Genomic DNA, 13,386 nt, shown 5'->3' with positions numbered 1-13,386 from the left:
CAGGGAAATTCACTTGTTTTCTATATAAAAATGAAAATGACGCTAGTGAATTTCCACCCCATTTCATCTCCAAAGAGAAATGGGATTTTTCTTCACCAACGTCATATATTATAGAACCTGATTTCTAAAAAAACAAAAACACCTGATTCCTAATAAGGCAATCAAGTGCTTATAGTTAATTCTGTGACATACTCCCGAATATTACTGAACTGGTCCCATAAATTCAGTAATAATAAGAATATGTTCCTTCAGTTTGACTTTTTTTAGATTCTCTACTTTTTCTGCTCCACCTAAACCTAATAGCGGTGTATAGCCGAAGCACTCACCATAATCCAACTCACTATATCGTCTAAGGGCTTCAGGATACGGTTGCCAAGACAAATCCTCATCTTTAAATTCCAAATCATTAATATTTTGAAAGAAAAATTCAAATGTAAACATAATTGTCTTTACCACACCATACCTGTAATTAAGTAGTCTAACATATCCATCTGACCAAATAACTAGGTCACCCATACCTGTAGCAAACAACACAACTGAATCCTTGTATCTTTGACTACTCTCTCCCAAAATCTCTTTAAATTCCTCTGGATTTACACTTTTAAAATATCCTTGCATAAATGTACCAAATCCATAATTACTCCATAAATCTATAATTTCATTTGGTACCAGTTGCATATATTTTTCAATGATTTCACTCGGAACTTTATTATGCAATTTAAAATCTTTTAAGTATTCTTCCATTTATACTCCTCCCACTAATGTGTTAATTTCACATTCAAATAAGTATTTTTTAGTTGTTCTGGTGTCATACTTTTTGCTAATTCCTTGATTTGTTCATCAACAATATCTATCCTATACCGCCATTGACTACCTATTGATGAATTTATTCTCTTATCTCCCAAACCTCCTATTAATTCTGCCTTTCCTCCCGCTATCTGGTCTGGGTTGTGAAGTGCAGCTTGAGTATCTAACCACTCCTTAGCTTGTTTCTTAGCTTTCGATAACGTTAATCCTTCTCTTTGTAGGTCATTTATCTTTTGTACATAAGCTTCTTCCCTAGCAGCTTGTTGTGCAGCGTTACCTTCAATTGCACGCCCTTGTTCAATATATTTCTCACGATTTTTTAAATACTCATTAACTGTTAGTTCATTCATACCTTTTTCTTGGTCTTTCAATTGTCTTGCAAACTCTTCGGAGTCATGTTTATCATTTCTTTTAAAATTAACTTCAACTTCTTTTATTCTTGGTACATCATCCAAATGCTTTACATTACCCGTACCCTTACTTCCCCCACCAACACCTTTAAAATAGGTATGATCCACCATCTTATTCACATGTTTCGTATCCATCACACGAATGGGGACTTCAGGGACACTCCCGGCAAAGGCTGGTTGAATGTGTTTGTTTCCTAACCAGCGCTGGAGCCCACCTTGGTTTTGGCCAAATATCCGGAATCCATTTGAGCCTTGGGTTAAGTTCATGTTGCTGATGGTCTCCAGGGCTTGATTGGTCATGTATTTTCCTTGTTTAACAGCACTAGGCACAAAAGGAATGCTCGCACCGATTCCCTGCATTAAGCTAGCACTACGTTGTTCGGCATTGAGTGCATTACCAAAGATATCTCTACCTGTAATGGCATCTGAAAAACCATTGGCCGCAGCTAAACCATAAAGACCCATTTCAACTTGCTTAATCATTGAAAAAGCATTGGCTGCTTTATAAATATCCAGGCTCGTATCAAGTGCCTTTACACCTTTAACCGTGGCGTAGATGCCCTTGCTACCTCTAAGCGCACGCCCTGCCCAACCTACAAAAGGAATAAAGCCAGCAGCGGCTAGACCGGCATAAGCGATACGTTGTCCGGCTGTGTACTCAACACCCGTGACGGGGTCAACTCCTGTTGTGGCTCGGATTGTATCATAATAACCTGTCACTTCTCCAACAAATGTTTTGGCCCCATCCCAAACCACTTCATACCAAGCACGTTCTCTGAGTTGACGAGCATGATCTTGTTCTTCCCGATGCGCAAAATAGGTTGCTGTATACGCTTGTGCACTTTCAATATTTTGATAAACATCGCTCTTGTGATAAGCATCAGCATTAAAGTGAATAACTCAGATATCCCCACCTTTTCTTGTCGCCGTGAGTAAAGTATCGAATAATGCGATGAGAAAATCTTGTTCATATAAAGATGAGCTATATTCAGTGGTCAACTGTTGATCAAGCTCATCAACGGTATCGATCCGTTTTTTTTCGAAGATCACTCGTCCGAGAGATCTCCACGGGTAAGCACTATAACCTTTCTTCCATGTAACAGTGTATTTACTGTATGGAACCCGTGCAGTAGTGGACTTTCACCCCGAGTTATAGCCTATGCCGGGCGCACCAAATAAGGAAAACTTAAAGTCTAATGATTTTTAGGTTCTTCCCACACCCTTTTCTCTATTTCCAACCATAATGTTCTAAAAACTTATCAGGTATTCTTAATTCTAATTGCTCTTGAAGTTCTTTACAAAAAACATCCATATCCGCTTTATCATACCATTCTTGGCTGTTTACCAATTCAATATCATATTTACCATAGGATAAACCACAACCTATACTTCCCCTATTATAACTGAAATTCACAATGTGATAATGATAAGCAACAAATGTAATATTAAACATTTCATACGGTTCTTCTGTTATATTATAAATTGTAAAATCATCAATTTTATTATCAAAATACTTTTTAAGCTTTTTGATAATTTCTTTTGCCTTTTTCTTAGTATTTGAATCATTCCGCATACCAAACTCCACCTTCCTCAATTAAAATGCTAAAATTGTGTTTATCTTTTAAATATTCCCACTCTTTTCTCAAGTAACTATCTTTATAGCTAGATAAGCGCGGGTCATGTGAAAATCGTATTTCTTTCCCACTTTTCACCGCATCATCTAGGGCTGGTATATTAAAATACTCAAACATCTCATCATTAGTTAAATTATATTTCTTTTGTATTTGTCCCCATTCGCTTCCTAAATCAAAATACATTGAATCTTTCCCAGCACGACCAATATAAGAATCAGGTCCTGCTTTACCCCAGTTGGCTGTTCCATTTTCCATGGATGGAGTATACTTCCCTAGAGTCATTGAATCACCTTCTATATTATGCAATGATTTTTTGCGTATCATTTGGAAATCTTCCATTGGAATTTTATCGCCAACTTTTCCTTTGCTCACATTTAATCCATCTACTTTATCAGCTACTTTACTGACTTTTTCACCAATATTCCCACTACCCACACGCTTCGAATACACCATATCAAGTTTTTTGTTGATATGCCTCTGATCCATCACACGAATGGGGACTTCAGGGACACTCCCGGCAAAGGCTGGTTGAATGTGTTTGTTTCCTAACCAGCGCTGGAGCCCACCTTGGTTTTGGCCAAATATCCGGAATCCATTTGAGCCTTGGGTTAAGTTCATGTTGCTGATGGTCTCCAGGGCTTGATTGGTCATGTATTTTCCTTGTTTAACAGCACTAGGCACAAAAGGAATGCTCGCACCGATTCCCTGCATTAAGCTAGCACTACGTTGTTCGGCATTGAGTGCATTACCAAAGATATCTCTACCTGTAATGGCATCTGAAAAACCATTGGCCGCAGCTAAACCATAAAGACCCATTTCAACTTGCTTAATCATTGAAAAAGCATTGGCTGCTTTATAAATATCCAGGCTCGTATCAAGTGCCTTTACACCTTTAACCGTGGCGTAGATGCCCTTGCTACCTCTAAGCGCACGCCCTGCCCAACCTACAAAAGGAATAAAGCCAGCAGCGGCTAGACCGGCATAAGCGATGCGTTGTCCGGCTGTGTACTCAACACCCGTGACGGGGTCAACTCCTGTTGTGGCTCGGATTGTATCATAATAACCTGTCACTTCTCCAACAAATGTTTTGGCCCCATCCCAAACCACTTCATACCAAGCACGTTCTCTGAGTTGACGGGCATGATCTTGTTCTTCCCGATGCGCAAAATAGGTTGCTGTATACGCTTGTGCACTTTCAATATTTTGATAAATATCGCTCTTGTGATAAGCATCAGCATTAAAGTGAATAACTGAGATATCCCCACCTTTTCTTGTCGCCGTGAGTAAAGTATCGAATAATGCGATGAGAAAATCTTGTTCATATAAAGATGAGCTATATTCAGTGGTCAACTGTTGATCAAGCTCATCAACGGTATCGATCGTTTCAATCCGTTTTTTTCGAAGATCGCTCATTTGTTGATCAAATTGGTCACGGGAAAAAGGGCTTAGTGTCATGAGATCATCAATATCAGTAAAAATTTGTCTCAGCGTTTGTCTCTGATCACTAACCATTTGATCAGCTTGAATTTCTCGCTGAGCAAGGTCCACATTAAGAAACTCTGTATCGACTATTGTTTGTCCACCAAGTTTAAAATCAGATAAGTTTTCAGGGACCCCTTCAAAAAAGGAAATTTGACGATCAATCAATCGAAACCAGGCATCGATAACATCCATTTGGCCTTGATAGAAGCCTTTAATTGCTGTAGCCCCTCGTCCTGAAAAACCTTCTAAACCAACGATTTCTTCAAAGATTTGACGAAGCGCAGACAATTGTTCACGGTAGCTTTGATAATGCTTAATTCGCACTTCCATTGTATCACGTAACCGCTCTGCGTTTAACTGTTTCATTTTTTTAACCTCACTTGGTCAGAAAATTAGCGAATGATCGCATGATCTTGTTGTTGAATTAGATTAACATTAGCTTTAGTGTCCTCTAGGTTTTTCATAACAACTTCTAAATAAGTATTAACTAATTGATTAATCTCCACTTCCCTATCTCTAAAATCATTAACAAAATTTAAATGATTATCAGATTGTTTTACTTGAGGCGGTATTTTAATCTTAAATGAATCGATCTGACTTTTTGCTTGTTCAATTTTAGCAATAACATGCTGGTGATTTAATTGAATAGTAACCATTAACCGAATAGCTCCCTTCTTATATAATTAATTTTATTTGATACCTCATCATAAACTTCTTCACCAAAATTCAGGAGTTGATTTGTCTCGGAAACAAGACTTCTTAATCCAACTAATCCTGAACGCTGGAGATTAAAAGAATTGATTTTTAACTCAATCGTTGATTGATAAAGATCATAGGAATCATATGCAAGGGATCGCATCCCTAAATATACATCGTCTCGTTTATTTTCATAATCGTTGGCAAATTTCCCAGTCCAGTTTTGATCAATATCGGGTTTCTTTAACTGTTCTATTTCTTCTAAAACAACCTTTTGCTCTTGTTCGATCTTACGCTTTGCTTGTTCTAAGCGTTCAATCTTTCGATCTATTTCAGCTACCCTATTATTGATTTCGCTTTGGTAACCACTTATTGTAGACCAAAAGTTCATTTCCACCACTCCTTAGTCACTTTTCAATCTCCCTTGAGAAACCGATTTAAAATAGAAATATAAAATGACACATAAGCCAATCATAAATAGAATTGTTGCTGTCATTAAAAAGATAAGAAATGGAGGTATTCTATCATTTACTTCAATATTCCGATATTGTGAAACCACTTCACTAGAGTCTTTAAACAAGTCTAACTTGATAGCTTGATAAGTAATTGTGCTAGTTGATCCACTTGACGATTGAAAAAGCTGTTCAACAAAGATCTCTTTCTCAAATCGTTTATTCCCTTCAAAAGTAAGTTGTTTTTGCTCTTCTGAAATTTCTTTAATCGGTTGATTTGAATGCCTCCTAATAAACTCCGTTGTACGTTCACTGCGGTTTTCATATTTATTTGGTACTAATTGCTCAAAGTTAATATTTTCATAGGCTATTAAGTCACTTGGATCAATAAATAGAAAGACTATAATCAATAATATTAGACATTTACTTTTATGCGACTTGTTCATTTGCCAATCCTTCTTTTAGACTTTTTGATCTGTGATATTCAATGGATATTTGTAATGCAATTAAAATACCTAACATTATTGTTAAAATAATTACTGTCATTGGAAATGCTGAACGTCCACTATACTGAATTGACATATACACACGTGACATCGGATCAATGAAGTTAAAGTTTGGTGTTGTTAATGCTATTAATGGTGTTACAAAAAAAACAATCATACCAACAGTAATCAACCAGCCAAACAAACGATGTAATGTGTAGGAAACCGTAACTATTCCTGAACAGACAAACAATAATAAAATTGTATAAATAGTCCACTGAGCCATGTTTGATTCTACTAATTGGTAAATGTTTAACCCAAATATACTTATCGCAAAACCAACAATAATATTTAAGAAAATAAATAGAACTGTTCTAAGCCAAATTGGAATTGATGTGAAATAATAACTTAAATAACCGATTAATAAACTTCCCAATAAGACACCAAATAAGATTACCACCGGTGGCACTTGGATTACATGGTTTTGTGTCATTGTTGAATTTTTCAATTCAAGTGGATTGGTAAGGAAATCATAAACATCATCATTAGATTGACCATCGATAAATGTATTTCCTAAAACAGAGAAGACGTCATCTCTTACTAATCTTGTTGTTTCAACGTTAGATGACCATCTTTCGTTTAAGATGTCAGCATTACTTTGAACAGATGCCACCTCACGCTGTAAATCATCTGTATAATCTACAATTATCGATTGACTTTCTTCAGTTCGACCCAACCAATCACGAATAGAGCCAAACTGGTCATTAAGTTGAATTTGATTTTGCATAATACGATCATGTGATACCCCAGTCTCTGCTTTTGGAATATTACCCAACTGTAAATCTGGTTGCTGTATTTGTTGTAAGACTTTGACTGCATCTGTTTTTACTTCAACTAAACTTTCCAACAGATCGTCATGACTGTCTTGAATCGTCTTTTGATAATCTGTCATAAAAAGGGTGAATTTATCTTCTAAAGCTAACAAACCATCTTTTGTTGTTGGTAAATCATCTGAGAGCGTATTCCAATAAGCTTCTTCTCTATTCGTCACTCGCAATATATGATTAATCTGATCAGTAAAACATTCATCATTCATCACAAGTTGTTTTACTTGATTTTCCCTACCCATTCGAATTAAAACAGATTCATATTGATCTAAATAAGCATAGTAATTCAATAAATCAATGATCTGACCTGTATATAAAGGGGTTTCAAACGAAGTTGTCAACACTTTACGTCTGCGATTAGATAATTGTTCTGAATCTAAAATTGCCTTTTCCTTTGCTTCAACCTCTTCGATGATTTTTGTTAGCCCACTTACATAGTGATCAAGCTGATCACGTAACTGTTCATTTACATCGAGTAAATTTTCCGCGTATTCTTTGAAACGTAAATTTTCCTCACGTAAAACCTCTTCTAATTCACTTACTGCTGAAAGCTCAGTCATTAAGTCTTGGTTGTTCATTGTCAACTCTTCAATTTGTTGTATAATAAGCCAACGGGATCTTTCTTGTTGTTCATCCTTATCTTCAAGTGTCGTTTGAATGTTTTGTACATCAGCGAATAAAGCCACTAGATGATCTTGTAATTCAAGTAGAAATGCGGATAACGGTTCGGATTCATTTTCAAGTGCAGCAAGCATTTCCCTTATTTGTCCCTCAAGTTCTTCTAGCATAGTTAATTCTGCTTCAAAGCTTGGCAATTGAGCACTCTCATCACTCTGATCATCGTGAGCACGCTCAATATTTCCCTCTAGCAACATCTCCTGCTCGCTCTCTCTTTCTTTATCTTCATCTATTCCAAAAATCGGATTTTGATCAGGAGGATTAAGGATTAATAATTGCTCATCAGCTCCTAGCACTGTACGTAACTCAATGATTTCATCTTGATAACGATTTAGAACCGTCGTATCAACAAGCTGTTGGTAATAATCTAATAAGCGATTTTGATAGATCAAATAATCTTCTGCTTGATTACTTAGCCGTCGATAGCGATATGTTTTTAAATTCGTAAATACTTCCTTGCTTTTCTCGATATTCTCAGCTAGGGTTCCCATATCACCAATTGTTTTTGATTGGTGATCGCTTAACAAATGTTGCTCTTGTTGGGATCTTTGCAATTGATTGTCCGTTGCTCGATCAATTTGCACAATAGCATCTGATTGAACATCACTAAGTAATTTTTGTTGTTGCTCTTGATAGTCTTCAAATTTATTGACAAAATCAATGAATGCAGTGAGTTGCCCAGTCACTTGATCAATCAAATTTTCATAATCTGTTTGTTTCTCGTTCGTTTCTTCAATTGAACTTTGTAATTGATGAATCATTGATTGTTGTTTAATAATCTGCGTTGTTAAATCTTCAGAGCTTGGTTGATAGAATGCTAACATTGCCTCTTGGAATTCTAATTCAGTTGCTAAGATTCGATCAAACTGTTTTCGAACAACTTCCATATCAGTTGACACATAATACCAATACAACTCAGTAATGCTATTGTTTGTTCGATTAACTACTCGCTCAACTTCACCTTGTACACGTTGAGAGTTACTGGTATTCAATTGTTCTTGGATCCGATAATCAAAAATTACCTTAGTTGGATTGGATTCATCATAAGCCATCACATTTTGAGAGAAATCCGACGGAATATAAATAATCGCATCAAAATTTTGCGATTGCAATCCACTTTCAGCTGCACTTCTTGAAACAACAAGCCAGTCAAATGAAGATTCGTCCTCAAATAAATTGATGACCTGTTCTCCTAAACGAATTTCATTGTCTTCTGTCGCAATGCCATTATCTTCATTAACAACAGCAATTGACTGTGTCAAATTTTCTTTCTCCTGAAAAGGGTTATCCCCAATAATTAGGAAATAACTTAACGGTATAAATAATACAATGAGGACCGCAACAATGATTTTAATCATTTCTCTTAACATTAGCTTATACCCACCTTCTCTTTCTCAGTCGAAATATATGGAATTTGGATACGTACTTCTTTCTCATTTTGAACAAAGTAACCATAACCTAGATGAAAATCTACTTCTTTTCGTTCATATGTTAAATTAAATAATGTCTGATCAGACTTCTTCATCAACAAAATAGCTTGTCGTATTTGTTTCATCTCAACAGTTAGTGGATCAAATCCCTTCGCTAATTCATTGCTATTTCCCGAAACAATTAACTGAAGGCCTAAATGACTATAGGACTTAATCATATGTACAATTCTTTCTTGTATTTGATTGTCTATAATCCGCAAAAACCTAGCATATCCATCAATAATAAGGGGGGCCACTTCTAATTGTGGTAAAGGTTTCCCAGAACTTACCGCTGATAGATAGTCTTGTTCGCGTTGTAGAAAGAGCATTTCTGTTTTGTCTAACCAATCTTCAATATCTTCTTCTGTTTCTACATAATTAATTCTTTCATTTTGAACAAGATAAGAAAAACCTCTATCAATTGAATCGAACAATGTTAGTTGGTCTATATGACTATCTAGTAGCTGATGGATAATATAGCGTAAGACATTTGTCTTTCCACTTTGACTTCCTCCCATTACCAAACAATGATTGATTTTCTTAAAATCAATCCATATTGGTTTAACTAACTCTTCATGTAACCCGATTGGGATGGTACCGGATCGATACTCTTGCTTGATAAAGTCCTTAAAATTATCTACTGTTAAATTCTTTGGAAGCATTGGAATGGACTCAGGTTTATCTTTGTCAGCATTAAGTTTATTCAACTGTTTAATCTCCTGTTTTAATGCCTCTAATTGCTGATAGTCATTCTCTCCATCAACAGGTAAAATAACTTGAGCTAAATGGATATCTGACATTTTAACAATTGCTCTTCCAGGAACATTTTCTAAGGAAAACGGTACTCTTCCAAGCGTGGCATAGGCTTCCCCTGAATCAAGTAGGTAATGAACAATTTTTGTTTTTAAATTGTTCATTAGGGCTTGCCGAACAGCATTCACACGCGTTGATGTGATTATAAAGTATAAGCCTAATGATTGTCCGTCCCTTGAAAATTGAGTGATTATAGTTTCTAAATCATGCCGTTCCTCTTTAATTACATCAAAATTATCAATTGTAATAAACCATAATGGGAGTGGGTGATCCGATAAATGATTAAACATCTTAATTGAACTGACTTCAAGTTCTTGAAATAGAACCTTTCTCCTGTTCATCTCATTTTGAATGAGACGAACTAGCTTATTTAGCTTTTTATCTTCATCAATTAAAAAGTAATCTGCCGTATGAAATAGTTGCCTGAATGGTAAAAGTCCACCATTGCCAAAATCTAATAAATAAAAATGGACTTGACTAGGTTCATAATGACGGGCTAGTTGCAATAATAAAGTATAAATTGTATATGTCTTACCATATCCAGAAGAACCAAATATACCAATATTACCATCTGTTATTGGCTCATACCCTATTGGGTTTTGGCTTTGTTTTTCAGGCTCGTCAATCTTAGCAAAGATCAAGTTATCATCTGTCGACGCTTGATCAATTTCATTAAAATATAGTCGTTCAGATAAAGGAGGTAACCATGGACTCGCAAGTCGATTTATATTCATCTCTTGAAAAACAGTCTCTATTTTATCCACAACCACATCTATTTCTGCTCCAACTTCAATATTAGGGTGATGTGCGGTTGATAGTTCCGATAGGAGGGTAAGACCTAGATCGGTTACAAGTGCAACTTCATCTTCATTTGCTGACGTTTCAGATTGGTAAGGTGCACCACTCCAAGCTGATTGAAATAATTGATAGACTTCATTACTACCAACTTGTAAATATCCTCTCCCGGTTTCTGTCAGCGAAGCAGCATCTGCATTTTTAAGTATTTCCCGACTATCCTCTGCATTTTGTACCTTTAGCGCAATACGGAAACGAGCATTGCTCCAAATTTGATCATCGATAATACCACCAGGTTTTTGTGTAGCCAGAATAAGATGAACACCAAGACTTCGACCGATTCGAGCTGCGCTGACTAACTCTCGAATAAAGTCCGGTTCTTCTGTTTTTAATTCAGCAAATTCATCTGAAATCAGGAACAAATGTGGTAATGGTTCATTCGTTTTCCCCAGTTTAAATAGATTTGTATAATCATTGATATGATTAACTTGAAATTGATCAAATAATCGTTGTCGTCTTTTAAGTTCACTTTTAATTGATGCCAATGCTCGAGCACTGAAGTTTTCACTTCCTTCAATATTTGTTATTGTCCCCAATAAGTGTGGTATGTGGCGAAATGGTTGTGCCATCCCACCACCTTTATAATCAATAAGGAGAAATGCCACTTCATAAGGATGATAATGGACAGCTAATGATAAAATATAAGTCTGCAGCAATTCACTTTTCCCCGAACCTGTTGTCCCAGCTAATAAACCATGTGGACCATGAGCTTTTTCATGTAAGTTTAAAAATACAATATCTTGTTTTCCTTTTAACCCAATCGGTGCAGCTAGAGACTTAGCCGATTCATTCGACAGCCAGTTTTCCTTAATCGGTAATTCATCAATAGTCTGGACATCGAGCATTTCTAAAAAGGAAACCCGATCTGGGATGGAATTAGTCATGCCAACTTGATGTTGAAGTGTTCTCAAGGTTCGAGCGTACGTTTCATTACTCCATAATTGATGTTGATCTAATTGAAAGGGGATTTGAACCGCACGTTTATTTTCAATCAAAATATCTCCTTGCACTGCATTGATATAACGAATTAATGTATCAATATGGTTAGAAAAACTTTCTTTAGCTTCAGCTGCGAAAATAACCGATAATCCTAAATTTTTATGCTCGGCTTCTAAGTATTCTAAAATAACATGTTCATTAATTAACTCTTGATTAATAACAATGAATAAATAGTGTGGTGTAAATTTTTTCTTTTCCTTATCTTCCTCTAAATCTCGTTCACGAATCACTTCATAAATAGATGATAGCAATTGATCACGCGTACGCTCATTATAAATAAAACCTTTTGCATAAGACTGTGGGAGTTGAAAATGTGGCAATTGTCTTAGCCATTGCCATTCACTATATTCTTTCTCATCAAAGATCAATACAAAACGCAAATCATGATAGCTATGAAAGAAAGCAAGCTGACCAATAATTTGGTGAAGTTCTCGTTTCCATACCGTTTCCTTCCCAATCAAACCAATTGCTCCAGTTGCTAAATTAGCGGTAATCGGTAAATGATTAAGTTCCCGATAGGTTCTCTCCAATAATTGCGATTCCTCTAACAGTTCATCCATTTCTCGATTAGACATATCAGAGGCATTAACTGTTATATTAAAACTTGACTTCACTGTACCCGTTCCTATGCGAAATTGAAGAAAATCTTTGCTATCAAGTGTACGCTCCCAGATTCGTTCAGATATCTGAGTGGTTAGATATTTCATTCGCTCAAAGGTAGGAAAATGAAATTGCATCACAAATCGTTGTTTACTTGATAGTATTTCTAGCTCTGTCCGCTTATCTTCCATATAATTCATATAAACACATTTTCTTTTCTCTTCTCTTATTACTCTAAGCTTCTTATCTTTAAAGTATTGTATCGTCGATGTAACTAGAGTAGTAGCAAACATAACGATTGAGACTAGCATAAAGATCCCTCTCGGAATCAAAATGGCTATTAATGACATAATGATCAGCATCATCAATGGAGGGAGGATAATCATCCATAAGCTTTTACTTGCATAGTCTGGTTCTTGCCCTGGTAACGAGAATTGCACCTTTTTATCTGGTAATTCATAAATCATTCTTGGTGTACGCCGATAAGAAGGATAGCGGTTTTTCATTTCGGACTGTGGTAAAGCAATTTCTTGTAAATCAATCTCGATTGATTTAGGATGTCTAATTTGAATCACGTCCTCTTCCACAAATGAAAAGGCAAATTGCTTATAAATGATAAGATCTCCAATTTTAAAACAAGTAGAATGAGTTTGCCTTTTTCCATTTAAGTAAAGACATACCGAATCATTGTTAAATTGAATAAATCTCTGTTTAGGATAGAGGGTAATCGAATCAGAAGAAGAAAGGCCATTTTGAATGGTTAAATTACTAACATTCACGACACTATCCTCCATAAGTAGAATTTCCTTTTGAACATCGGTATAGTATATAGCGTCTGTTTTCCATTTTTTAATCCAATAAATATGGATATATCCATTCATAGTTGAGATTGATTTTCCTTCACCATGTTTTATTTGGACAGATTCAATATTGGTTGTAGACTTTATCATTAATATATCTTGATCTGTTCTCTTTAAAGTGATAGATTCGTCATCATTTAATTCAGGTAAAGTAATCGTATGTTCCAAGTTTCCTCCAACAGTTACCTTTTGATTTCGTTTTATATGATAGTAGTTAAAGTTGTCCTGAAAATATACCCATACCATTCCCATATCACTC

Annotated in this window: 10 protein-coding genes and 1 pseudogene; all 11 read right to left on the bottom strand. The window is 35.7% G+C overall.

Annotated elements, in window-relative coordinates:
- Window positions 1-201: 201 nt before the first annotated feature.
- Window positions 202-744 (bottom strand): T6SS immunity protein Tdi1 domain-containing protein, encoded by a 543-nt coding sequence (locus tag KQI76_RS07160; protein WP_216399638.1) that lies wholly within the window; start codon window positions 742-744, stop codon window positions 202-204.
- 14 nt (window positions 745-758) lie between these two features.
- The gene (locus KQI76_RS11785) at window positions 759-1,328 is read right to left on the bottom strand and encodes a polymorphic toxin type 15 domain-containing protein (RefSeq protein WP_256442982.1); all 570 of its coding nucleotides are present in this window, start codon (window positions 1,326-1,328) and stop codon (window positions 759-761) included.
- Window positions 1,329-1,760: 432 nt separating this feature from the next.
- Window positions 1,761-1,973, bottom strand: a pseudogene (locus KQI76_RS11890) (pre-toxin TG domain-containing protein); the annotation flags it as partial.
- A gap of 144 nt (window positions 1,974-2,117) precedes the next feature.
- Window positions 2,118-2,267, bottom strand: coding sequence for a hypothetical protein (locus tag KQI76_RS07150; protein WP_216399636.1), 150 nt, complete (start codon window positions 2,265-2,267; stop codon window positions 2,118-2,120).
- Window positions 2,268-2,445: 178 nt separating this feature from the next.
- A complete protein-coding gene (locus tag KQI76_RS07145) occupies window positions 2,446-2,790 on the bottom strand; it encodes a hypothetical protein (RefSeq protein ID WP_216399635.1) in 345 nt (114 codons plus the stop codon).
- Window positions 2,780-4,699, bottom strand: a complete 1,920-nt coding sequence (locus tag KQI76_RS07140; RefSeq protein ID WP_216399634.1) for a ribonuclease YeeF family protein — start codon at window positions 4,697-4,699, stop codon at window positions 2,780-2,782. The genes KQI76_RS07145 and KQI76_RS07140 overlap by 11 nt, the downstream gene beginning before the upstream one ends.
- Before the next feature lie 26 nt (window positions 4,700-4,725).
- Window positions 4,726-4,989, bottom strand: coding sequence for a DUF5344 family protein (locus KQI76_RS07135; protein WP_216399633.1), 264 nt, complete (start codon window positions 4,987-4,989; stop codon window positions 4,726-4,728).
- A complete protein-coding gene (locus tag KQI76_RS07130; protein WP_216399632.1) occupies window positions 4,989-5,420 on the bottom strand; it encodes a YwqH-like family protein in 432 nt (143 codons plus the stop codon). Before KQI76_RS07130 ends, KQI76_RS07135 begins: the two co-directional genes overlap by 1 nt.
- A gap of 12 nt (window positions 5,421-5,432) precedes the next feature.
- A complete protein-coding gene (locus tag KQI76_RS07125) occupies window positions 5,433-5,927 on the bottom strand; it encodes a type VII secretion EssA family protein (RefSeq protein ID WP_216399631.1) in 495 nt (164 codons plus the stop codon).
- A complete protein-coding gene (gene esaA / locus KQI76_RS07120; protein WP_216399630.1) occupies window positions 5,911-8,901 on the bottom strand; it encodes a type VII secretion protein EsaA in 2,991 nt (996 codons plus the stop codon). The genes KQI76_RS07125 and esaA overlap by 17 nt, the downstream gene beginning before the upstream one ends.
- On the bottom strand, window positions 8,901-13,379 hold the full coding sequence (gene essC, locus KQI76_RS07115) for a type VII secretion protein EssC (RefSeq protein ID WP_216399643.1): 4,479 nt from the start codon (window positions 13,377-13,379) through the stop codon (window positions 8,901-8,903). Before essC ends, esaA begins: the two co-directional genes overlap by 1 nt.
- Window positions 13,380-13,386 lie beyond the last annotated feature (7 nt).

It is taken from the genome of Amphibacillus sp. MSJ-3 (assembly GCF_018919165.1).
Classification (GTDB): Bacteria; Bacillota; Bacilli; order Bacillales; family Amphibacillaceae; genus Amphibacillus.
The sequence above is the reverse complement of the archived record's forward strand: the minus strand, read 5'-3'. Positions and strand labels throughout refer to the sequence as shown.

Coding starts and splice junctions, on each gene's coding strand:
- essC (WP_216399643.1), bottom strand. CDS start 13,379: ATGGGAATGGTATGGGTATATTTTCAGGACAACTTTAACTACTATCAT.
- KQI76_RS07125 (WP_216399631.1), bottom strand. CDS start 5,927: ATGAACAAGTCGCATAAAAGTAAATGTCTAATATTATTGATTATAGTC.
- KQI76_RS07160 (WP_216399638.1), bottom strand. CDS start 744: ATGGAAGAATACTTAAAAGATTTTAAATTGCATAATAAAGTTCCGAGT.
- KQI76_RS07140 (WP_216399634.1), bottom strand. CDS start 4,699: ATGAAACAGTTAAACGCAGAGCGGTTACGTGATACAATGGAAGTGCGA.
- esaA (WP_216399630.1), bottom strand. CDS start 8,901: ATGTTAAGAGAAATGATTAAAATCATTGTTGCGGTCCTCATTGTATTA.
- KQI76_RS07130 (WP_216399632.1), bottom strand. CDS start 5,420: ATGAACTTTTGGTCTACAATAAGTGGTTACCAAAGCGAAATCAATAAT.
- KQI76_RS07135 (WP_216399633.1), bottom strand. CDS start 4,989: ATGGTTACTATTCAATTAAATCACCAGCATGTTATTGCTAAAATTGAA.
- KQI76_RS11785 (WP_256442982.1), bottom strand. CDS start 1,328: ATGGTGGATCATACCTATTTTAAAGGTGTTGGTGGGGGAAGTAAGGGT.
- KQI76_RS07145 (WP_216399635.1), bottom strand. CDS start 2,790: ATGCGGAATGATTCAAATACTAAGAAAAAGGCAAAAGAAATTATCAAA.